General features: G+C 72.1%; 13 protein-coding genes and 1 pseudogene. 4 read left to right on the top strand and 10 right to left on the bottom strand.

Annotated features, from left to right (window positions below; all coding sequences use genetic code 11):
• Positions 1-75: 75 nt before the first annotated feature.
• Positions 76-2634: an MMPL family transporter gene (locus tag DZA62_RS03400; protein ID WP_157987438.1), complete on the top strand. Its 2559-nt coding sequence runs from the start codon at positions 76-78 to the stop codon at positions 2632-2634.
• A 69-nt stretch (positions 2635-2703) separates the two neighbouring features.
• Here DZA62_RS03400 and DZA62_RS03395 read toward each other — a convergent pair whose 3' ends face one another.
• Together DZA62_RS03395 and DZA62_RS03390 are read right to left on the bottom strand one after the other, a co-directional pair.
• The gene (locus tag DZA62_RS03395; RefSeq protein WP_116947324.1) at positions 2704-7590 is read right to left on the bottom strand and encodes an NAD-glutamate dehydrogenase; all 4887 of its coding nucleotides are present in this window, start codon (positions 7588-7590) and stop codon (positions 2704-2706) included.
• A 130-nt stretch (positions 7591-7720) separates the two neighbouring features.
• The gene (locus tag DZA62_RS03390; RefSeq protein ID WP_198663363.1) at positions 7721-8524 is read right to left on the bottom strand and encodes a tryptophan 2,3-dioxygenase; all 804 of its coding nucleotides are present in this window, start codon (positions 8522-8524) and stop codon (positions 7721-7723) included.
• Positions 8525-8555: 31 nt separating this feature from the next.
• Between DZA62_RS03390 and DZA62_RS03385 the strand changes: the two genes are divergently transcribed.
• Entirely contained in the window at positions 8556-9053 is a 498-nt protein-coding gene (locus DZA62_RS03385) for a DUF2505 domain-containing protein (protein ID WP_116947322.1), read from the top strand.
• Between the two features lie 1021 nt (positions 9054-10074).
• On the opposite strand, the gene DZA62_RS03380 is transcribed toward DZA62_RS03385, so the two are convergent.
• From DZA62_RS03380 to DZA62_RS03370, 3 genes and pseudogenes are all read right to left on the bottom strand, one after another.
• Positions 10075-10653: a hypothetical protein gene (locus DZA62_RS03380; protein WP_116947321.1), complete on the bottom strand. Its 579-nt coding sequence runs from the start codon at positions 10651-10653 to the stop codon at positions 10075-10077.
• 33 nt (positions 10654-10686) lie between these two features.
• A pseudogene (locus tag DZA62_RS37475) lies at positions 10687-10947 on the bottom strand (L-glutamate gamma-semialdehyde dehydrogenase); the annotation flags it as partial.
• 23 nt (positions 10948-10970) lie between these two features.
• Positions 10971-11954 carry a patatin-like phospholipase family protein gene (locus tag DZA62_RS03370; protein ID WP_116947320.1) on the bottom strand — a complete coding sequence of 328 codons (984 nt, stop codon included), beginning with the start codon at positions 11952-11954 and terminating at the stop codon, positions 10971-10973.
• A gap of 241 nt (positions 11955-12195) precedes the next feature.
• Between DZA62_RS03370 and DZA62_RS35480 the strand changes: the two genes are divergently transcribed.
• Positions 12196-13392: an Rv3235 family protein gene (locus DZA62_RS35480; protein WP_157987437.1), complete on the top strand. Its 1197-nt coding sequence runs from the start codon at positions 12196-12198 to the stop codon at positions 13390-13392.
• Here the strand turns inward: DZA62_RS35480 and DZA62_RS03360 are convergent.
• Both DZA62_RS03360 and secA read right to left on the bottom strand, forming a co-directional pair.
• A complete protein-coding gene (locus DZA62_RS03360; protein WP_157987436.1) occupies positions 13353-14315 on the bottom strand; it encodes an SGNH/GDSL hydrolase family protein in 963 nt (320 codons plus the stop codon). The genes DZA62_RS35480 and DZA62_RS03360 overlap by 40 nt on opposite strands.
• Positions 14316-14792: 477 nt before the next feature.
• Positions 14793-17678: a preprotein translocase subunit SecA gene (gene secA / locus DZA62_RS03355; RefSeq protein WP_116947317.1), complete on the bottom strand. Its 2886-nt coding sequence runs from the start codon at positions 17676-17678 to the stop codon at positions 14793-14795.
• A gap of 149 nt (positions 17679-17827) precedes the next feature.
• Between secA and DZA62_RS03350 the strand changes: the two genes are divergently transcribed.
• Entirely contained in the window at positions 17828-18949 is a 1122-nt protein-coding gene (locus DZA62_RS03350) for a GNAT family N-acetyltransferase (protein WP_198663362.1), read from the top strand.
• A gap of 354 nt (positions 18950-19303) precedes the next feature.
• Here the strand turns inward: DZA62_RS03350 and DZA62_RS03345 are convergent, their stop codons facing one another.
• The 3 genes from DZA62_RS03345 to DZA62_RS03335 form a co-directional block, all read right to left on the bottom strand.
• On the bottom strand, positions 19304-20518 hold the full coding sequence (locus DZA62_RS03345; RefSeq protein ID WP_116947315.1) for a winged helix-turn-helix domain-containing protein: 1215 nt from the start codon (positions 20516-20518) through the stop codon (positions 19304-19306).
• A gap of 100 nt (positions 20519-20618) precedes the next feature.
• Positions 20619-21257 (bottom strand): ribosome hibernation-promoting factor, HPF/YfiA family, encoded by a 639-nt coding sequence (hpf, locus tag DZA62_RS03340; protein ID WP_116947314.1) that lies wholly within the window; start codon positions 21255-21257, stop codon positions 20619-20621.
• A gap of 186 nt (positions 21258-21443) precedes the next feature.
• Entirely contained in the window at positions 21444-22304 is an 861-nt protein-coding gene (locus DZA62_RS03335; RefSeq protein WP_116947313.1) for a ComF family protein, read from the bottom strand.
• Positions 22305-22498: the final 194 nt, after the last annotated feature.

Raw genomic sequence — 22498 nt, 5'->3', positions numbered from 1 at the left:
TTTAGCCGCCTCGTGTTTGTTATGTCGAGTAACAGTTCTAACGCTACGTCACGTAACGCTTCGAGGGGCAGGACGATGAACGAGCCCACCACCACTGACGACGCAGACCGGTCCGCGACGCCTCCCGGGGTTGGCGCGGCGGACCAGCCGAAGACGAACGACCACCTCGGTACGGCTGACGAGACCGAGGCGGCCGGCCACCTCAGCCCGGCCGACCGACCCGACGGACCCGACGCCGCGAGCCGACCGGCAACGGCCGGCTGGCGCGACACCGACGACCGAGCCGACTCCCGGGACCGGCCCAGCGGGGGCGGCCGGTCCAAGGGGAGCGGCCGGCGCGACGCAGATGATCACGCCGGCGGGAACGGCCACTCCGGCGGGAACGGCCACTCCGGCGCTCCCCTGCGACCCGGCGTGCTCGGCCGGCTGGCCGGCGTCGCCTATCGGCGGCGCGGTGTCGTGGTCGGCGCCTGGGTGCTGGCCATCGCGGCCGCGTTCGGGCTGTCGGCCGCCTTCTCCGGCGATTTCACCGCCGACTACTCCGCACCCGGCTCGGACTCGCGCCAGGCGCAGGACCTGCTGGAGGACCGCTTCCCGGCGCAGTCCGGCGACACCATCGACGTCGTCGTGCGGGCGGACGGCGGCGTCGCCGATCCCGCGGTCCAGGCCGACGTCACCACGCTGCTCGACGAGCTGCGGACACAGCCGCACGTCGTCGCCGTGGATGATCCGTACACGACGCCGGGCGGGATCAGCCAGGACGGCGACATCCTCGTCGCGACGGTCAACCTGGACGTCGTCCTGCCCGACGACATGCCGGTCGAGGAGACCGAGGAACTGCTGGCCATGGCCGACGCCGCGGAGCGGCCGGGGCTGGAGATCGCGCTCGGCGGGCAGACCGTCGCGCTGGCCGAGCAGGGCGAGATCGGCTCCGAGGCGATCGGCATGGCGGCAGCCGCGGTGATCCTGCTCATCACGTTCGGCTCGGTGGTCGCGGCAGGGCTGCCGCTGATCGTCGCGATCGCCGGGCTGGCCCTCAGCGGCATGCTGACCGGGCTGGTCGCCGCCGTCGTCGACGTGCCGGACTGGTCGACGGCGCTGGCGACGATGATGGGCATCGCGCTGGGCATCGACTACGTCCTGCTCATGGTGACGCGGTTCCGCGAGTGGCGCGCCGCCGGGCTGGACCCGGAGCGGGCCACCGTCGCGACGCTCGACACCGCCGGCCGCGCGGTCATGGTCGCCGGCAGCACCGTCATGGTCAGCATGCTCGGCCTGTTCGCGATGGGCCTGTCGTTCATGCAGGGCGCCGCGCTGGTCACGATCGTCGCCGTCCTCGTCGTCATGGCCGCCGCCGCGACACTGTTCCCGGCGCTGCTCGGCTTCTGGGGCGGCTGGGTCGACCGGCTCCGGCTGCCGCTGGGCCGCAGGCGGACGGCGGAGCTGGCCGCGGGCGGGCACGTCGAGCCGTCGCGGACCTGGCTGCGCTGGGGCCGGCTGGTCGACCGGCACAGCATCATCGCGACGGTGGTGGGTGTCGGCCTGCTGCTCGCGCTCGCGGCGCCGTTCCTGGGTGTCCGGTTCGGCTTCCCCGACGCCGGCAACAACCAGGAGGACCGCACGTCGCGGCAGGCGTACGACCTGCTGTCCGAGGGCTTCGGACCGGGCGCGAACGGCCCGCTGCTGCTGGTCGCGGACCTGGACGACCCCGGCGACGAAGCGGCGCTGCCGGCGCTCACCGACGCGGTCACCGCGACCCCGGGCGTCGCCGTCGCCATGCCCGCCGTCGTCAACGAGGCCGACGACGCCGCGCTGATCACCGTCCTGCCGACGACCGGCCCGCAGGACGCCGCGACCGAGGACCTCGTGCACACCCTGCGCGACGACGTGCTCCCGGGCGCCGGCGTCGAGGTGCACGTCGGCGGCGTCACGGCCACGTCCATCGACTCGACGGAGAACACGGCCGAACGGTTGCCGCTGCTCATCGGCGGTGTCGTGCTGCTGTCGATGATCCTGCTGCTGGTGTCGTTCCGCAGCATCGTCATCCCGATCACCGCCGCGCTGATGAACCTGCTCTCCGTCGCCGCCGCGTACGGGGTGGTGGCGTTGGTGCTGGAGGGCGGCTGGGCCGGGCAGTTGATCGGCATCGACACCGAGACGCCCATGCCGGCGTTCATCCCGGTGCTGGTCTTCGCGGTGCTGTTCGGACTCTCGATGGACTACGAGGTGTTCCTGATCAGCCGCATGCGCGAGGCGTGGACGCGGACCGGCGACAACGCCCGCGCCATCGTCGAGGGGCTGGCCGGAACCGGCCGGGTCATCACGGCCGCGGCGGCGATCATGGTCGCGGTGTTCGCGGCGTTCATCCCGAGCCCGGAGGTGTTCCTCAAGGTCATCGGGGTCGGCATGGCCGCGGCGATCCTGGTCGACGCCACCGTCGTGCGCATGCTGCTGGTCCCGGCGGTCATGCACCTGCTCGGACGGGCGAACTGGTGGCTGCCATCGTGGCTGGAGCGCCGTCTGCCCCAGCTGCACGTCGAGGGCCGGCCCGAGGTGTACCTGAGCGACGCGGACATCGGTGGCGACGGCCCCACCCGCGACGCCGACGAGCCGGAGCTCGTCCCCGTCCGCTGACGGCCGCGGCGACGGCGGCCACCCCAGGCACCACGGGGTGGCCGCCGTCGTCGTCCGTGCGAAGCGGACCTACGTGGCGTCGGGACGCAGCAGCCCGCGGACGGCGCGCAGGCCGACCGAGAGCCGGGCGAGGTCGAAGCTGTCGCCCTCGACGATCTCGCGCAGCATGTCCTGGGTCCGGGCGACGACGACCTCGTCCTGCCCCGCCCACGCCTCGACGCGGTGCTGCGGCGCCTCCTCCTCGTGCGTGTGCTGGATGACCTGCGCCGTCAGCGCCGCCTGGACCGCGTGGAGGTCGTCGCGGAGGGCGGCGCGCGCCATGGTCTGCCAGCGGTCGCGCCGCGGCAGCGAGATGATCCGCTCGAGCAGCCGGCCCAGCTCGAGGAACGCCCCGAGGGTGAAGTGCACCCGCGCGACCTCGAGCAGGTCGGTGCCGGTGGCCAGCGAGTTCTCGACCATCCCGAGCCCGGCGTAGGCCGGCGGCAGCACCGCCACCCGATTGGCCAGCGGCTCCGGCACGCCGTCGGCCGCCAGCGACTCGAGCCGCTCGTGGTAGAGGTCCAGCTCACGGCCCGACAGCACCTCGGGCAGTGCGACCAGCAGCCGGGCGATCGGCTCCTCGAAGAAGCCGATCTGCCAGGCGATGTCGATGGGTGGCCGGCGGTTGACGGTGAGCCAGCGGGTCGCCCGCTCGGTGATCGTCCGCGCCTCCAGCCGCATCCGGGTCTGGACGTCGAACGACACGACGTTGTCCAGCTCCTTGATCGCGACCATGAGGTCCGGGACCTGGAAGACCACGCCACCGACGGTGTGTGCGCGGGCGAGGTCCTCGACCGTCCCGCCGGTCTCCATGCCCAGTCGGTAGGCGAACGTCGTGCCGGCGGTGTTCACCAGCTCGTTGACCACGACGTTCGAGATGATCTCGCGACGCAGCGGGTGGTCGTCGATGACCTCGCCGTAGGTGTCGCGCAGCGCGCTCGGGAAATACGCGTGCAGCGCGGCGCCGAGGTACGGATCGTCGGGCATGCCGCCGGCCAGCAGCTCCTCGTACATGAGGTTCTTGGTGTACGCGAACAGGACGGACAGCTCCGGGCTGGTGAGGCCCTTGCCGGCGGCCATGCGCTCGGCCAGCTGGCGGTCGGTCGGCAACGCCTCCAGGGCGCGGTCGAGCTTGCCCTGGCTCTCCAGCTTGGCGAGGTAGGAGCGGTGGACGTGGGCCAGGTTCGGCGCCTGGAAGACGCCGTTGGCCAGCGCGATGTTCTGCCCGTAGTTGTTCGCCAGCACGAGGTCGGCGATCTCGTCGGTCATGTCGGCCAGCAGCTCGTTGCGCTGTTTCTCGGTGAGGTCGCCGGCCCGCACGACGCCGTCGAGCAGGATCTTGATGTTGACCTCGTGGTCGGAGGTGTCGACGCCGGCGGAGTTGTCGATGGCGTCCGTATTGATTCGGCCGCCGGACGGTGCCTTCAGAGCGAACTCGATGCGGCCGCGCTGGGTGAGGCCGAGGTTGCCGCCCTCGCCGACGACCTGCGCACGCAGGTCGCTGGCATCGATGCGGATGGCGTCGTTGGCCTTGTCGCCGACCTCGGCCTGCGACTCCGCCGACGCCTTCACGTACGTGCCGATGCCGCCGTTCCACAGCAGGTCGACCGGGGCCCCGAGGATGGCGTGCATCAGCTCGGGCGGCGTCACCGTCTCGACCGACGCGTCGATGCCCAGCGCCCGCTTGGCCTCCGCCGACAGCTTGATCGTCTTCGCCGTGCGCGGGTAGACGCCGCCGCCCTCGCTGATCAGCTTGGGCTCGTAGTCGTTCCAGCTGGACCGCGGCAGCTCGAAGAGGCGGCGGCGCTCGGCGTAGGACTCGGCCGGGTCGGGGTCGGGGTCGAGGAAGATGTGCCGGTGGTCGAACGCGGCCACCAGCTTGATGTGCTCGGACAGCAGCATGCCGTTGCCGAACACGTCGCCGGACATGTCGCCGATGCCGACGACCGTGAAGTCCTCGGCCTGGATGTCGCGGCCCAGCTGGCGGAAGTGCCGTCGCACCGACTCCCAGGCGCCACGGGCGGTGATGCCCATGGCCTTGTGGTCGTAGCCGGCCGACCCGCCGGACGCGAACGCGTCGCCGAGCCAGAAGCCGTACTCCTTGGACACGTCGTTGGCGATGTCGGAGAACGCCGCGGTGCCCTTGTCGGCCGCGACCACCAGGTAGGGGTCGTCGCCGTCGTGCCGGACCACCTTCGGCGGCGCGACGACGCTGCGGTCGGCCGCGCGGTTGTCGGTGATGTCGAGCATGGCCCGGATGAACGTCTTGTAGCACTCGACGCCCTCGGCCAGCCACGCCTCGCGGTCGACGGCGGGATCGGGCAGCCGCTTGCCGACGAAACCGCCCTTCGCGCCGACCGGCACGATGACGGAGTTCTTCACCGCCTGTGCCTTGACCAGGCCGAGGATCTCGGTGCGGAAGTCCTCGCGGCGGTCGGACCAGCGCAGCCCGCCGCGGGCGACGGCACCGAAGCGCAGGTGCACGCCCTCGACCCGGGGCGAGTAGACCCAGATCTCGTACATCGGCTTCGGATCGGGGAGGTCCGGCAGCGACCGGGAGTCCAGCTTGAAGCTGGTCACCGTCTGCGGACCGCCGACGGTGGTGCGGTAGTAGCTGGTCCGCAGCGTCGCCTTCACCAGCCGCAGGAACGAGCGCAGGATGCGGTCCTGGTCGAGGCTGGCGACCTGGTCGAGGGCTTCGTCGATGCGCTCGGTGACCTGGTCGGCGGCCGACTGCCGGGCCGCCCGGCCGGCGTCGCCCTCGTCGTAGCGCTCGGGGTCGAACCGGATCTCGAACAGGTCGACGAGCATGCGTGCCACCTCGACGTGGCCGGACAGCGCCTCCTCGAGGTAGTTCTGGCTGAACGTCGTGCCGGTCTGGCGCAGGTACTTGGCGTACGCGCGCAGGATCGACGCCTGTCGCCACGACAGCCCGGCCTGCGGCACCAGTGCGTTGAACCCGTCGCTCTCGGCGTCGCCCCGCCAGACCGCGGCGAACGCCTCCTGGAACAGCACCTTGAGGCGGTCGGCCTCGGTGGCGCGCAGCCCGCGGTAGCGCAGCCCGAAGTCGTAGATGTACGCCGTGGACTCGGCGTCGTGACCACGCCGGATGATCTCGTACGGCCGCTCGTCGACGACCTCGACGCCCATGCGCGACAGGATCGGCAGCACCTGGGTGAGCGAGATGGGCGTGCCGGTGCGGTAGATCTTGAACCGGCGGTCGGTGGCCAGCCCGCCGACCGGCTGGTAGAGGTTCATGCCCAGGCCGTCCTCGGCCGGCAGCTCCTCGAGGCGGCGCACGTCGGCGACTGCCGTCCGCGCCGGGAAGTCGGCCTTGTAGCCCTCGGGGAAGCCCTGGCGGTAGCGGCGCAGCAGCTTCGCCGCGCCCTCCTCGCCGACCTGCTCGGCCAGCGCGTCGGACAGCTCGTCGGTCCACGAGCGGGTGGCGCCGACCAGCTGCTTCTCCAGCGCCGGGATGTCGATGCCGGGCAGGTCCTGGTCGCGCCTCATGCGCACGACGAAATGCAACCGGGCCAGGGCGGCCTCGCCGACGCGCGCGGTGAAGTCGATGGAGTCGCCCTCGGTGGCGGCCAGCAGCAGCCGCTGGATGCGCTCGCGCACGTCGGTGTTGTAGCGGTCGCGCGGCAGGTACACGAGGAACGACAGGTAGCGGCCGTAGTCGTCGCGGCGGACGAACATCCGCAGGTGCCGCCGCTCCTGCAGGTGCACGACGGCGAGCGCGGTGGGCAGCAGCTCCTCGACCGGGATCTGGAACAGCTCGTCGCGCGGATACGTCTCGAGCACCTGCAGCAGGTCTTTGCCGGAATGCCCGGACGGCGCGAAGCCGGCCTGCTGGATGACCTCCTGGACCTTGCGCCGCAGCACCGGGATGCGCATGACGCTCTCGGTGTAGGCGGCCGACGTGAACAGGCCCAGGAAGCGCCGCTCGCCCACGACCTCGCCGGACTCGTCGAAGGACTTGACGCCCACGTAGTCGAGGTAGGCCGGGCGGTGCACCGTCGCCTTCGAGTTGGCCTTGGTCAGGACCAGCAGCTGTTTCTCGCGCGCCTTGGCCCGCACCTCGCGCGGCAGCTTGCCGAACGAGCCGGACAGGTCCTGGTCGGAGCGCAGGATGCCCAGGCCGGTGCCGGTGACCGCGCGCAGCACGTCCTCGCCCTCGACCTCGTCGAGCTGGTACTCGCGGTAGCCGAGGAAGGTGAAGTGGTCGTCGGCCAGCCAGTGCAGCAGCTCGCGGGCCTCGTCGGCCTCGGGCGGCGTGATCGACGACGGCGGGCTCTGCAGCTCGTCGGCGATGTCGATGGCCCGCTGGCGCATGCGCGGCCAGTCCTCGACCGCCTCGCGGACGTCGCGGAGGACGTCGCGCAGCAGCTGCTCGATGGCGGCTTGGTCGTCGGGGTCGTCGGTGCGGTCGATCTCGACATGCATCCACGACTCGACGACGGTGTCGGCGTCGCGCCGCGGGTCGTTCTCGTTGAGGTCGAGGATCTCGGCCAGCTGGCCGGTGATGTCGCGGCGGACCACCAGCTGCGGGTGCACGACGAGGCGGAGGGCGTGGTCGTGCTCGGCCAGCGCCATGGTGACGGAGTCGACCAGGAACGGCATGTCGTCGATGACGACCTCGACGATGGTGTGCCCGGACGCCCAGCCGTGCTCGTCGATGGTCGGCGTGTAGACGTTGACGACCGCGGTGCCCTGCGGGCGGAGCTGGGCCGAGCGCCGGTGCGAAGCGGCGACTCCGTACACGTCGACGACGTCGCGGTCGACGAGGTCCTCGGCGGCGACGTGCCGGTAGTACCGGCGAAGGAAGGCCTCGTCCTCGTCGCGGCTCCCGCGGTCGCCGACCGAAGCAGCTTTGGCGAGGAGCTCTGACTTGGCTTCGTCGAGCCGATTACGCATGTTCCACCAACCCCCGGAGCGAGACTCCACACGTCGTTGTGCGGAACCTCTCAGAACATTAGTAGCTCGCCATCGAGCCCGCTGCCCGGACCCCTCATTCCTTGATCAACTCACGGGATCCGGGGGTCGGTCAGAGCCAGGAGCGCAGTTCCCAGAGCAGCGGGTAGTAGCGGAAGTCGAGGCGACTGCGCAGGTAGGAGGCGCCCGACGAACCGCCGGTGCCGGTCTTCGTCCCGATCATCCGCTCCACCATCGTGACGTGCCGGGCCCGCCATCCGGCGGCCAGCTCGTCATGCGTCATCAGCCCTTCGGCCAGCTCCCAGACGTCGCCGAAACCGCCGCGGTCGTGCGCCGCCGTCCGCAGCGAGGCGCTGACCTCGTCGTCCGTGCCGGCCGCGAGATCGTGGGCGCGCAACACCGCCACCAACGCGTCCCACAGGGTGGGCTCGTCGAGACGGCGGTTCAACCGCGCCGCCTCGTCCTCCGTCAGGCCGCGGAAGCGCCGCAGGAACGCCGCGTCCTTCGCGCCGGAGAGGAACTCCAGCTCACGGAACTGCACCGACTGGAAGCCACTGGCCGGCGCCAGCCGGGCGCGGAACTGAAGGAAGTCCTGCGGCGTCATCGTCTCCAGGACGCCGACCTGCTCGATCAGGATCCGCTCGATCTCGTGCACCCGGGTCAGCAGGTGCCGGGCCCACCACAGGCGGTCGTCGAACATCGCCTGCCGGGCCGACTCCAGTTCGTGCAGCAGCTGCTTGAACCACAGCTCGTACACCTGGTGGATGGTGATGAACAGCAGCTCGTCGTGAGCATCGGTCTCGAGACGCTGCTGGTCGAGCAGCTGCGTGAGACGCAGGTACGTGCCGTAGCTGAGCCGGGCACCGTCCTCGCCGAACTGTGCGGACGGAGGGCTGATCTCCTGGTCGGGTGTCACCTCGACAGCGTATGGGTCAGGATGTGGAGCCATGGACCTGTACAGCGAGCTGCGTTTCGACGCCGATCCGGCAGCGGTCTTCGCGATGCTGACCGACGAGGCCTACATCGAGAAGAAGACCATGGCCGCCAACGCGATCCGGCACGAAGTCACCGTCCGCCGCGACGGCGACCGCGTCACCATCGACCTGCTACGGGTGATGCCGCCCGACGTCCCCGACTTCGTCCGCCGGTTCGTCGGCGAGACCATCGACATCAAGCAGCGCGACATCTGGGGACCGGCGGCCGCCGACGGGTCGCGTGAAGGCAGCATCGCACTGGAGATGTCCGGGGCGCCGGTCAAGGCCACCGGCACCATGACCCTGGTCGCCAACGGCGGCGCCTCGACCGTCCTGACGATCAAGGGCCTGCTGAAGGCGTCGGTCCCCCTCGTCGGCGGGAAGATCGAGCAGGCGGTGCACCAGGGGCTGACCGAGGCGGCGAGGATCGAGGAGCGGGTCGGCCGCGACTGGCTGGCCGGGAGGCGCTGACCTGCGGCCTCGGCGCCGGGCCCGGCGCGCACAGTCCCGTCGTGGCCAGGGCGTTCGGCCAGGCCTCGGACGGGCTGGCCGATCGCCGGCCTGGCCTCCGGGCCGGTCGCTGGCCGGGCCTCGGGCCGGCGCCTGAGGCACCGGGGTCGGGCGCGACCTGTGCCCCGCAGGGCTGCACTCGTGGCGCGGGGTCGCGGCCCGGGCAGAACCTTGCCAGCCGTTGTCGGCCGGGAGCAGCCGGTGAGTCTGGCGAGCAGCCTGTGACCGCAGTCCCGTCCGGCAGCCGGACTCGTGATCCCCGATCACGCCGGAGGCCGCCGCCGGCCCGGGCGCGCCGCCGGAGGGAGTGCCCAGACCCGGGTGCGCCAGTCGTCCAGTAGTAGCGGGGACAGCCGAGTCTCCGGCGGCGCAGAACGACACCCAGGCGCGCATCGCGGCGGACAGGGTCTCGGACACGCCGAGCATCGCCGCTCCGAGCAGGTCCGTGCCCAACCGGCCGGTACGGACCGCGGAGGTGAACCGCACGTCGAGGCCAATCGCAGGCGCACTCGGTGAGTTCGCCGCTCTGCCGACTTCCTCGGGGTCGGTGCGTCCGCGGCAGCCGGCCGGAGCAGCGGCTCACGTCGCTCGCAGGGCGCACCACGCGGACTCGGGAGCACCTCGGCGGGTCACGGCACTCCGCCGGCGTACGGGCTCGCCCTTACGGCGCACGGCGCGGATTCCGGACCCCGTGTGGCCGGTTCAGGGCGTGCGTCGGCCAGGGTGGGGTCGGCGAACGGTCGCCGGGGCGACGGCGGACCATGCGCCCGCAGCGTGCACGCGACGGCGATCTCGGCGGGCGTGCGCTGCGGCGCACGTCACCGCGGAACGGCGGACGGGACGGGCGGACATGCGTGTCCGACGACGGGTCGCCCGGCTGTCTTCGGGAGTACCGCAGCCCGGAGTGAGCCGATTCCGTCAAATCACCCATCACCGCGGAAGCACCGCGACCCGGCCGTCAACGACGAGGCGGAGCGCCCCTTCAACGACCGGGGACGCCGCCGTCGAGCGCGCGCAGCGACACGTTGCGCTCCGCGGCGCCGGCCCGGCGTCCCGGCTGACGCGGCGCGGGGGCCTCAGCGGCCGGTGCGGCCGCGGCGTCGGTCGTCTCGCGCTCGAGCAGCGCCTCGGCGAGCTCGGCCGGGCCCGTCACGGCCATGGCCAGCGCGCGGCCGAGGTCGTCGCGGTCGATGGGCTCCTCGGCGGTGCGACGCAGCCGGTCGGACAGGTCGATGACCTTGTCGGCCGTGCCGAGCGTGGCCCGCGCCGCCATGAGGTGACCGCGCTGCAGCGGCCGACCGGCGATCATCAGGGCCAGCGCCTCGGCGGTGTCGCTCCAGTCCGACGCCGGCGCCTGCTCCCCGATGAGGCCGGCGACCCCGGCCATCACCCGGTCGGACGCGGCGACGAGCCGCTCGGCCGTCTCGCTGTCGCTGTCGAGGGAGGCCAGCCGCAGTGCTACCGCGGTGACCAGTGCGCCGTCGGCCGGACTCCGACGGGGCTGGGACAGCAGCCGCACCGCTCGTGCGACGTACGGCCTGGTCGACAGCCGGTCATCCATCACGCTTGACACCTCGTGTTCTCATCTCTCGGCTCACCCATGTGCGGGTACTCGTGCGCGTGCAACGGGGACGAACGTCTCCTTCACGGCTCGAGTGCTCGTCCACCGTAGAAGATTCTGCACCGAACCCGCCTTGTCATTCGTCCCACTGGCCCGACTTCCACCGAATGGCTGTCACCTGACGACCGCACCGGTGGGATTGTCATTGGTGTAGAAGCTACCGGCTGCGAAGCGTAGCGCCTCCATGGTATGCGCGACAGCCGTACGGGCCTGCACGCTGACGGAGCCGGTCAGACGTCGACGGCGCCTGCCGTTCGTCAGCCCGCGTCGGCCCAGGAGTGGCCCTGCGCGAGCGCCGCCCCTGACGTGCGCATGGACGTCTCCAGGACGGCGATCCGCCGCCCGGTGTCCATGACGTTCGCGCCGATGGCGGCGAGGTCCTCCGGGCCGGGACCGAGGATCGTGACGTCGGTCCCCGCGGCACGCAGCTTCTCCGCCTCACGCAGGCAACGGCGGGTGCAGCGCCGCCGCCAGCGTCGTTCCAGCCGCGGCAGCAGCGCCCGCGGGTGATCGAGCTCGAACGACACCATCGGCGCGACGACGTAGACCTCGTCGAGGCCGAGCCCGCCGAACAGATCGACCGACGTGGCGGAGCACGTGCCGCCGTCGACGTAGCGGTGCCCGTTGATGAGCACCGGCGCGAACCAGCCGGGGATGGCGCAGGACGCCATGACCGCCTGCGGCAGCGACGCGCGAGGCTCGCCCGCCCGGCCGAACGGGACCCGGCGGCCCGTCTCGTAGTCCATGGCGACGATCCAGACCCCGGAATGCGGCGACCACCCGGCGTTGGGCCCCGTGACCGCATCGACCAGGTCTCCGACGCCGTCGAGCGAGCCCCGGCCGACCGGCATGAGCGCGGACAGGACGGCCGTCGGCGGCATGCGGCGCAGCCGGCGGACGTTGCGCCGGACCATCGCCGGCGAGCCGACGCCGAACCGGGGCAGCTGCGGGCGCGAGCCGCCGGTGGCGGTCTCGTAGTCCCACGTATGGTCGGCCAGCGGGCCCGCGGTCGGGTTGCCGAGCTGGTGGTCACGCAGCTGCTCGGCGTCGACGCCGGCTCCGAGCAGCGCGGCGAGCACCGAGCCCGCCGACGTGCCGAGGATGTAGTCGAAAGACCGGAGGTCGGCACCGGTCGACTCTTCGATGGCACTCAGCGCGCCGACCATCCACGCCGCACCCAGCACACCGCCGCCGCCGAGCACCAGGCCCCGCCGCGGTCGCGCATGACGTCTGGCCTCCATCCGTTAATTCTGCTGTAACAGAGTGGTTCGTGCCACGCATCAATGGTCGGAATGTGACAGAGCCGTGATTGCCCGGTGCCCTCCGACGGTTGCCCGTTCGCCGATCCGACGGCCGCCAGAGGTTGCCCGACTTGCCCGGACCGGCGGGCAACTGCCCGCTGCCGCGACCCCGTTGACCCTCCCGGTGCTCCCTGGTTTCGATGCTCGTGACGCCGATGAACCCACTCACCAGGAGGACTCGATGACCGCCGCCACGTCCGCGCCGCCGGGGCAGTACGTGAGCCGGGTACGCCGGTTGCCGCTGCCGGTCACCGACCCGCCCTTCGACGACGAACTCGGCATAGCGCTCCCCCACGGCGACCGGCGAGCGCCTGACGGGCCGCCGGCCGCCGGGACGCCCATCCAGGGCACGCTGCCGCTCGATCTCGAACCCGACGCGTTCGAGGATCGGTTGCGGCCGATCGGCGGGCCGGCGGTCGCGGACAGCCTGTGGCTGCGCTATCCCGGCCCCGAGTCGTCCGCTCCCTCGCCCGGCGCCTCGTCCGGCCCACCCCCGGCCCGCGCCACGGCGTCTGCTCCGGCTCCCGGACCGCCAGCCGCCCGAGGCCCAGCGGGTTTCAGCGCCACCATGCCCGCCGATGTCCCGGCGCCGGCACCGGCCACGTCGGCCAGCGCCGCAGCACCCGCACACACCGCAACGCCGGCCGCCGGCTCGCCGCGAGCCTCGGAGCCGCGCGCCTCGGAACCAGGCCGGCCGGCTGGCGCCCAGACACCGTCCGGATCGTCACCCTCGGCAGCCGGCGCGCCGACCACCCCCGTCTCGCCGTCGCGCAGGTCTGCCGCCGCCCCGGTCACGGTCGACCCGACTGCCGGCGCAGCAGGCCGGTCCGGACCAGCTGGTCCGACCGGCAGCGCCGACCCGACCGGAACCGTCGGCGCCGAGGCGGACGGGCGGACCGCCACGGCGGCAAGGCAACGACGACACCGTCCCAGCGCCGACGAGCTGCCGGATCCGCGACGGTGGACCGCCAGGCTGGCCCAGTCGGCGCTGGAATGCCTGCACGGCCGCCGTCCGGTGCAGCAGCTCGTCCGATGGACCGCCGAGCCGGTCTACCGCGAGCTGAACCGCCAGGCGGTCGCCCAGGACGACGCGCCCACCGTGCGGCCGCGGATCCGTTCGCTCCGGGTCTGCCGCGTGTCCGCGTCAGTGGCCGAGGCGAGCGTCGTCGTGCAGTTGGGGCCGGTGGTACGGGCCGTGGCCGTGCGCCTCGAGGCCGACGACGGGCGGTGGCTGTGCACCGCCTTCGAGGTCGTCGATCCCGGCCCGCCTCGCCGCCCCAAGCGCGGCGCCGGTCGCGGCGACCGGCGCGACGCCCAGGGGCGGCAGGCGATCCGGGCTCAGCGGCCGGCCCAGGCCTCCTCGAACGCGTCCGCGTAGCCCGCCTGGCCGTTCACCGTCGGATGGAAGGAGTCGCGAACGAACGACGACGCGACGTCCCACTGCGGCTGGTACGGCGATGCGCTCGCGATCGTCGGCTCGTTGTCGGCGGACCACGAGATCTTCAGCCCGTAGAGCCAGTCGCCGGCCGCGTTGGCGCACGCCTCGTGACCGTCGAAGATGCTGGCGACCTCGTCCGACGCCGACTCGACGCCGGCTTCGGCGGCCGCGTTGTCGATGACGTCGTTGAGCAGGACGCCGAGCCGGCGGATCATCTGCCGCTCGGAGTCGGACAGCAGGCCGGTCAGCGCCGGGCAGTCGCTGCGCACGGCCGGGTCGGGGACGAGCATCGGGTATCCGCCGACGATCACCTCGTCGCCGGGCGCGGCCGCCTGCACGGCGTCGTAGAGCTGGACCAGCGGCTGGTGCAGGCTGTTGATCAACGTCGTCAGCTCGGCCTCGCGGCGCGTGCACGACAGGAACGACACCAGGCAGTTCACCAGCTGGTCGGCGAATCCCGCGTCGTTGCCGCCCACGGTGACGGTGATCAGCCGGTCGCCGGCGCCGGGGATCGTGGCCAGCTGCTGCACCTGCTGCGTCACCTCCGCGATCCTGGCGCCGGAGCAGGCCAGCAGCGTCCGGTCGGTGACGTCGCCACCGAAGATCAGGTTGTTCCAGGCCTGCGGCGTGCGGTCGCAGTCGTCGACATAACCGCCGGCGCCCAGGCCGGACGAGTACGAGTCGCCCAGGGTGATGACGGCCGACGGCGTGTCTGCCGCCTCCGCCGTTTCCGTTGCCGACGCGTCCGCCGCCGCGCCGAGGGCCGCCCCCACCAGCACGACGGCCGCCACGCAGAGCGTGACGGCCGTTCTGGCGATGGAGCGAGGGGATCGCTGATGGTGGGTGGTCGAGGTCTGTGTCATGAGCGCTGCGCGGCCGATCGCGGCCGCTCCTCCCATCCGCCGTCCGGGGAATGTGACACCCGGTATCACCGAGCGTCACAATGGACGATAGCGGACGGAAGCCGTATGCGGGACACGTTCTCCCCAACAACAGCTGACGGGGTGGGCAACGGCGTGACAACGGCACTGCACCGACCGTCATCGGACGAGCGAACAGACCGGCGCGCGGCATCACTGGCTAGCGACTGCGGTGGGCGGCGGGGCCGCGCATGGCGAACGGCCGGTCGGCCGAGGCCGCGGGGCAGCGTGTCGCGGAGCCGAGGTCGCCGACGACGGCCGGGCGGCGGGCCGGGACTGCCGATCGACGGGCGGTCCATCGCCGAACAGGCCGCGGCGGCAGCGTCCCACGGCCGTGAACGGCATGCCGTGAACAGCGTGCTGGGCGGCGAGACGCCGACGGGCCGGGGCTGTCGCCACCAAGGCCCGCCGGCGATCCGGTCAGTTCGCCGACTGCTCCGAACTCTGCGTGGCGTGCCGCGGGTCGCCGTGGCAGCGCTTGAACTTCTTCCCCGAGCCGCACGGGCACAGCGCGTTGCGCGACACGTTGCTGAAGTCGAGCTCGTCGTCGTCGGCAGCGGCGGCGTGCGAGCCGCGCTCACCGTTGGCGCCGGACGCCACAGCGGAACCGGCACCGGCACCGGCACCGGCAGCAGCCTGAGCCTGGCGAGCCGCAGGACGCACCTGCTCGACCTGCCGCTGCACGCGGGCATCGCCGTCGACCGTGGGGGCGGTGTACTGCAGCTGTGCCGGCCGCTGCGCCCCGCCGAGGCCCTTGGCCTGCACCACCGGCGCACCGGGCGCCGTGGGCGCCGCGCCGTCGCCGGGGGCCTGCACCTGGACCTCGAGGTTGAACACCAGGCCGACGGACTCTTCCTTGATGGCGTCCATCATGGCGACGAACAGGTCGAAGCCCTCGCGCTGGTACTCGACCAGCGGCTGCTTCTGGGCGAACGCCCGCAGGCCGATGCCCTCGCGCAGGTAGTCCATCTCGTACAGGTGCTCGCGCCACTTGCGGTCGAGCACCGTCAGCATCACCCGGCGCTCGAGCTCGCGCATGACCTCGGTGCCGAGCTCGCTCTCGCGACGCTCGAGCGCACCGTGCGCGTCGTCGACCAGCCGCTCGGACAGGCCGACCGGGGTCAGCGCGTTGCGGCCACCGGCCTCCTGCTCGATCTCGTCGCTGGTGGCGCCGACCGGGTACAGCGTCTTGAGCGCCGTCCACAGCTGGTCCATGTCCCAGTGCTCGGGGTAGTTGCCGGCCGTGGCGCCCTGGACGTAGGCCGTGACGGCGTCGTCGAGCATGCCGGTGACCTGCTCGTGGAGGTCCTCGCCGTGCAGGACGCGGCCGCGCTCGTCGTAGATGACCTGGCGCTGACGGTTGAGGACGTCGTCGTACTTGAGGACGTCCTTGCGCATCTCGAAGTTCTGCGCCTCGCGCTGCGTCTGCGCGCTCTTGACGGCGTTGCTGACGCGCTTGTGCGAGATGGGGACGTCGTCGGGCTGGTTGAACGTCCGCATGATCATCTCGACCCACTCGCTCTTGAACAACCGCATGAGGTCGTCCTGCAGCGAGAGGTAGAAGCGCGACTCACCCGGGTCGCCCTGACGGCCGGACCGGCCGCGCAGCTGGTTGTCGATGCGACGGGACTCGTGCCGCTCGGTGCCCAGCACGTACAGGCCTCCGGCCGAGCGGACTTCGTCGCGCTCGGCCGCGACCTGCGCCTCGAGCTTCTCGAGGGTCGCCGCCTCGGCGGCCTGGTACTCCTCGGGGTTCTCGATGGGGTCGAGCCCGCGCTGCTTCAGCTCGGCCTGCGCCATGAACTCGTGGTTGCCGCCGAGCATGATGTCGGTACCGCGACCGGCCATGTTGGTGGCGACGGTCACCGCGCCCTTCCGGCCGGCCTGCGCGACGATGGCGGCCTCACGCTCGTGCTGCTTGGCGTTGAGGACCTCGTGCGGGACGCCGCGCTTGCGCAGCAACTGCGACAGCCGCTCGGACTTCTCGACGCTGGTGGTGCCGACGAGGACCGGCTGGCCCTTCTGGTGCCGCTCGACGAGGTCCTCGACCACCGCGTCGAACTTGGCGTCCTCGGTGCGGTAGATCTCGTCGTCCTGGTCGATGCGGGCCAGCGGGCGGTTCGGCGGGATCGGGACCACACCGAGGTTGTAGATCTTGTCGAACTCGCTGGCCTCGGTCATGGCCGTACCGGTCATGCCGGAGAGCTTCTCGTAGAGGCGGAAGAAGTTCTGCAGGGTGATGGTCGCCAGAGTCTGGTTCTCCTGCTTGATCTCCACCCCTTCCTTCGCCTCGATGGCCTGGTGCATGCCCTCGTTGTAACGGCGCCCACCCAGGATGCGGCCGGTGTGCTCGTCGACGATGAGCACCTCGCCGTCCTTGATGACGTACTCCTTGTCGCGCCGGTACAGCTCCTTGGCCTTGATGGAGTTGTTGAGGAACTGGATCAGCGGGGTGTTGGCGCTCTCGTAGAGGTTGTCGATGCCGAGCCAGTCCTCGACCCGCTCGATGCCGGGCTCGAGCACACCCACGGTGCGCTTCTTCTCGTCGACCTCGTAGTCGGTGTCGCGGCGCAGCCGCTGGGCGACCTTCGCGAACTCGGTGTACCAGCGGGTCGGCTGGTCGGCCGGGCCGGAGATGATGAGCGGCGTGCGGGCCTCGTCGATGAGGATGGAGTCGACCTCGTCGACGATGGCGTAGTGGTGGCCGCGCTGCACCTGGTCCTCGACCCGCTGCGCCATGTTGTCGCGCAGGTAGTCGAAGCCGAACTCGTTGTTGGTGCCGTACGTGATGTCGGCGCCGTAGGCCTCGCGGCGCTGGGCCGGCGTGAGGCCGTTGAGGATGACGCCCACCTCGAGCCCGAGGAAGCGGTGGATGCGGCCCATCCACTCGGCGTGATAGCGCGCCAGGTAGTCGTTGACCGTGATGACGTGCACGCCCCTGCCCGTGAGCGCGTTGAGGTACGACGGCAGCGTGGCCACCAGCGTCTTGCCCTCACCGGTCTTCATCTCGGCGATGTTGCCGAGGTGCAGCGCCGCGCCGCCCATGACCTGGACGTCGTAGGGCCGCTGGCCGATGACCCGGCGAGCCGCCTCGCGCACCGTCGCGAACGCCTCCGGCAGCAGCGCGTCGAGCTCTTCGCCGGCCTCGAGGCGCGTGCGGAACTCGTCGGTCATGGCGCGAAGCTCGTCGTCGGACATCGACGTGAAGTCGTCCTCGATGCTGTTGACCTGTTTGACGATCGCCTCGAGGCGCTTGAGGATCTTGCCTTCGCCGGCACGGAGGATCTTGTCGAGCAGAACAGGCACGCGGGTCAACTCCTATGCAGCGGGCTTGGGCGTTGGTCGCGCCCGGTGGCTCCGGGGAGGTACAGAGGCTCCGTCGACCCATGGTACGTCGGGTCACGGAAAAGATAACGACTCGACCTCGAAGCGCGGCAGCGGGCAGGATGCAAGGCGTGCAACCGTTCGAGCTCCGCGGAGAGCGCCTGCTGCTCGCGGTGCCGGTGGCCGCCGACATCGACCGCATCACCGAGCTGTGCCAGGACCCCGAGATCCAGCGCTGGACCACGCTGCCGTCGCCGTACAGCCACGAGCACGCGAAGAGCTTCGTCGAAGACTCCGTCCGCCACGGGTGGGAGACCGAACAGGATCTGGTCTGGGCCATCCGCTCGCCGGAGGACCGGCGGGTCCACGGGATGATCGGGCTGCGGTCGCGAGGCGACGGCACCGCCGAGATCGGCTACTGGGTGGCCCCCGAGTCCCGTGGCGACCGGCTGGTGTCGCGGGCGGTCCGGCTGGTGGCCGAGTACGCCTTCGCCGACGTCGGGCCCGGGCTGACGCACCTGCACTGGCGGGCCGTCGTCGGCAACTGGGCGTCGCGGCGGGTGGCGTGGGCCTGCGGGTTCCGCATCGAGGGCAAGGTCCGCGGCGGCATCGCCCAGCGCGGTATCCGGCGCGACACCTGGGTGGGGACGCTGGCGGCCGGCGAGCCGATGCGCCCGCTGCTGCCGTGGCTGGACGTTCCGACGCTGGCCGGTACGCGGGTGGCGCTGCGCCGGTTCGCCGAGTCCGACGCCGCCGCCGTCGTCGAGGCCTGCAACGACCCCGTCACGCAGCACTGGCTGGGCGGGCTGCCGTCGCCGTATACGCGCGAGATCGCGCGTGCCTACATCCGCGACCGTGAGGAGGAGGCGGCCGCCGGACGGGGCATCCACTGGGCGGCGGCGCTGCCCGAGGGTGGCCCGGCGATCGGCGCGTTCTCGCTGATGGGGCTGCTGACGCACGACGGCGGGGCCGAGATCGGGTACTGGGTGCACCCGGACGCGCGAGGACACGGCGTGGCGACGGAGGCGGTCGGGCTGATGGTGCGGCACGCGTTCGCACCCGCGTCGGCCGGCGGGCTGGGCCTGCGGCGCCTGGTGATCGCGCACGTGACCGGCAACGACGCGTCTCGGAAGGTCATCGAGCGGGCCGGGTTCCGGCCGTTCGGCGTGGAGCGGGCGGGCGAGCGCATTCGCGGCGGAGTCGTGCTCGACCTGCACTGGTACGACCTGCTCTCGGACGACCCGCGGCCCTGACCTGCGGGGCCACGGGTCAACGGCAGCCGCGGGGTTCGGGCAGGGCGCCGGCCACGCAGCGACGGCGCGATGTGGCGGCTGCTGTGCCGGCGAGGCGTGAGATCCGACCGGGTTCGGCCGGGCGCTCCGCTGCCGCACGGCTGCGGGCGGCGGCCGCGGCCTGCGGTTCCGACCCGCGCGCGGCCCCGGGCGGGAACGCCGCGGCGTGGGTCGGCTGACCTGGCGGATCCGGCAACGGCGTTCGATCCGGCTGGGATCGGCCGGCCGTGTGAAAGCGGACAGGGACGATGCCCGCTGGCGAGGCGGGGGCGTCGGAAGGCCTGGTGGTGAGCTGGGCCGACACGCGCGTCCGGGTCAGGCGGCAGCGCGGTCGAGCGCGTCCTGCACCGGAGCGGCGAGGTCACCGCGGCCGGTGGTCGTGACGCCGGACAGGCCGAGCCAGCCGGCCAGCGAGACCAGCTCGTCGGCCAGTTCGTCGGGGGTGTCGGCCGGTGAGCCGGGCTCTCCCCACGCCGACTGCACCAGCAGCACGCCTGCCTGCCGGTCGGCCTTGAGGTCGACCCGGGCCACGAGTTCGTCGCCGAGCAGGAACGGCAGGACGTAGTAGCCGTGCACGCGTTTGTCGGGCGGGACGTAGATCTCCAGCCGGTAGCGGAAGCCGAACAGCGCCTCGGTGCGGGCCCGTTCCCAGATGAGCGAGTCGAACGGGCTCAGCAGCGCCCGGGCGTCGACCCGGCGCGGGACGCGGGCGTCGCGGTGGAGGTAGGCGGGACGTTTCCAGCCCTCGACGGTGACCGGCAGCAGCTCACCGGCGTCGACGAGCTCGGCGATGGCCGTCTTGGCGCCGGCGACGGAGATGCGGAAGTAGTCGCGCAGGCACTGCTCGGACCCGACGCCGTGGGCGCGGGCGGCGATGCGGACCAGCTCGCGGAACGACTCTTCGGGCGTCGGCGTGGGCGCCGCGAGGACGTCGCGGTGCAGCACCCGTTCGGGGATGTCGTAGAGCCGGGCGAACGAGCCGTTGCGGCCGGCCGCCGTGACCTCGCCGGACCAGAACAGGTACTCGAGCGCCGTCTTGACCTCGGACCAGTTCCAGCCCCAGTCCGTCTTCTCGCGCGGGGCGTCGTGCTCGATCTCGCCGGCCGTGACCGGGCCGAGCCGCTTCACCTCGTCGAGCACCCAGGCCACGAACTCGGGCTTCTCACTGGCCAGGCGCCGGATGCCGCCCCAGGCGAGCTGGTCGGCCCGGGCCATGCGGGCCCGCAGGTAGGGCTGGGTGCGGACCGGGAGCATGGACGCCTCGTGCGCCCAGTACTCGAACAGCATGCGCGGCGACTTGTTGGCGGCACGGTCGAGCTCGGCGCGCGGGTAGGGGCCGAGCCGGCTGAAGAACGGCAGGTAGTGCGAGCGCGACAGCACGTTGACGGAGTCGATCTGCACCACGCCGACGCGGTCGACCACGCGGCGGATGGCGCGGCGGTCGGGGCTCGGCGGCCGGGGGTCGGCGAACCCCTGGGCCGCGAGCGCCACCCGCCGGGCCGCCGCGTTCGTCAGCTTCTCTCGAGCCATCTCGCGAAGCTATCAGCGGGCACCGACAGGGTCGGGCGGCCCGTGGAACGATCATCGGCACGCCCCCGGACGAGGGGCGTGCCGATGTGGAGCGGACAGGTCAGACGTCGAGCCTGATGACGCCGTAGTCGTAGCCGCGGCGCCGGTAGACGACGCTGGGCATCTTGGAGTCGGCGTCGACGTACAGGTAGAAGTCGTGGCCGACGAGCTCCATCTCGTAGAGCGCCTGGTCGAGCGTCATGGGCTCGGCCCGGTGCGTCTTCTCACGGACCACCATGGGGCCGGAGTCGGGGACGGCGTAGGCGTCAGGCGGTTCCTCGACCGCGGTGACGGCCTTGGCCATGGGGGCGGTGGGGGTCGCCTGCGCGGGGATGGCACCGACGCTGTCGAGACCGGCGGTGGCAGCGGCAACCGAGATCGGCGTGCGGCTGCCACGGTGGACTCGACGGCGGTCGGCGGCCTTGCGCAGCCGTCCGACCAGCTTGTCCGTGGCGAGGTCGAGCGCGGCGTACCGATCGGCGGCGGCCGCCTCGGCCCGGATGACCGGGCCCTTCGAGTGCAAGGTCAGTTCGACCCGCTCGGATTGGTCGGTCTGTCGAGGGTTGGCCTCGGCCGTGATCTCGACGTCCACGCGGATGACCTTGTGGCCGATCTTGTCGAGTTTGGAGAGCTTCTCCGCGACGTGGTTACGGAACCGCTCCGGCACGGTCGTGTGACGGCCCTTGATGACAATATCCACTCGAAACCTCCCGGTCGTCGTGGGGACAGACGGTCGAGCAGCACCCATGCGCTCGCGTCACCGGGATTCGCACCCGGCCCTCCTCGTGGGGTCGAGGATCGACAATGGGTGCCATGAACAAACGTTAGCCGTTCGTCGTCTGCCGTACACATGGAACCCCTTGATTTCTGCTAGCGGCGGTGGGCGTCACACCACCGCGATGACCGCCGCGCCGCATGGCCGCACGCCCGTGACCTCGAGCGCCCGGGCGCTCTCGCGCAGCGTGGCGCCGGTGGTCGCGATGTCGTCGACGACGACCACGCAGCAGCCGTCGCTGCGCCCGGCGACGGCTCTGGCGGCGACGAGCGCGCCCTGCAGGTTGTGCTCGCGTTCGCGCCGGTCGAGACCGGCTTGGTCGGCCACCCGGTGCCGGTGCCGCAACCCGGCCACGACGGTGGCTCGCTGACCGGAACGGTGCAGGGTGGCGGCGGCTCGGCGGGCCGACCGGAGGACGGGGTCGTGGCCGCGGCGGCGCACCGCGGACCGCGCCGACGGGACGGGGATCAGCACCACGGGGCGATCGCCAAGCCCGGCGCTGCCGAGCCCGGTGTGACCCAGAGCGGCGCCGCGGCGGACGGGGCCGTGGCGGACGGGGCCGAGTGCAGCGACCTCGGCGGCGGCAGCTGCGGTGACGTCGGCGGCGAGGAGGGCCGTGACGGCGACCGCGAGGGCGTCGCCGAGGGGAGCGGCCAGCGGCAGTCGGGCGTGCTCTTTGTGCTCGATGATCGCTGCGCGGACGGAACCGGCGTAGGTGGCGGCGCCCGCGAGGGGGAGATCGGGCCGGCCCGGGACGGCCCGCACGCACGACGCCGGCCCGAGCAGCGCGGCGCGGCAGGCCGGGCAGAGCAGGCCGGGATGCTCGCCACAGCCGGCGCAGACGCTGCCGAGGGCGAGGTCGGCGGCCGCATGCCCGACTCGCGCGACGGTGCGGCGCAGGCCGGCGAGCCCACGCCGCCCGGCCGGCGGCGCCGGGTCGATGCGGCTCGTGGAGGCGGCGAAAACGATCATGGAACCATGATGCCCGACGGGTCCGACAGGGTCCGGCGAAGTCCGGCCGGGCCGCACAGCCCCACCGGACCGCAGCCCTCACTGGACCGCAGCCCCCACCGAACCGCACAGCCCCCACCGAGTCGCACCAGCCCACCGGACCGCACGGGTCCACCTGGCTGGACAGACGACGCGGGCCGCGCAGGCCAGGCGAG

Source organism: Jiangella endophytica (assembly GCF_003427025.1).
Taxonomy (GTDB): domain Bacteria; phylum Actinomycetota; class Actinomycetes; order Jiangellales; family Jiangellaceae; genus Jiangella; species Jiangella endophytica.
The sequence above is the reverse complement of the archived record's forward strand: the minus strand, read 5'-3'. Positions and strand labels throughout refer to the sequence as shown.

Excerpts from the sequence above, each read along its gene's own strand:
- DZA62_RS03395 (WP_116947324.1), bottom strand. The coding sequence starts at position 7,590 with ATGCGTAATCGGCTCGACGAAGCCAAGTCAGAGCTCCTCGCCAAAGCT.
- DZA62_RS03385 (WP_116947322.1), top strand. The coding sequence starts at position 8,556 with ATGGACCTGTACAGCGAGCTGCGTTTCGACGCCGATCCGGCAGCGGTC.
- DZA62_RS03380 (WP_116947321.1), bottom strand. The coding sequence starts at position 10,653 with ATGGATGACCGGCTGTCGACCAGGCCGTACGTCGCACGAGCGGTGCGG.
- DZA62_RS03345 (WP_116947315.1), bottom strand. The coding sequence starts at position 20,518 with ATGGCTCGAGAGAAGCTGACGAACGCGGCGGCCCGGCGGGTGGCGCTC.
- DZA62_RS35480 (WP_157987437.1), top strand. The coding sequence starts at position 12,196 with ATGACCGCCGCCACGTCCGCGCCGCCGGGGCAGTACGTGAGCCGGGTA.
- DZA62_RS03360 (WP_157987436.1), bottom strand. The coding sequence starts at position 14,315 with ATGACACAGACCTCGACCACCCACCATCAGCGATCCCCTCGCTCCATC.
- DZA62_RS03370 (WP_116947320.1), bottom strand. The coding sequence starts at position 11,954 with ATGGAGGCCAGACGTCATGCGCGACCGCGGCGGGGCCTGGTGCTCGGC.
- DZA62_RS03335 (WP_116947313.1), bottom strand. The coding sequence starts at position 22,304 with ATGATCGTTTTCGCCGCCTCCACGAGCCGCATCGACCCGGCGCCGCCG.
- DZA62_RS03400 (WP_157987438.1), top strand. The coding sequence starts at position 76 with ATGAACGAGCCCACCACCACTGACGACGCAGACCGGTCCGCGACGCCT.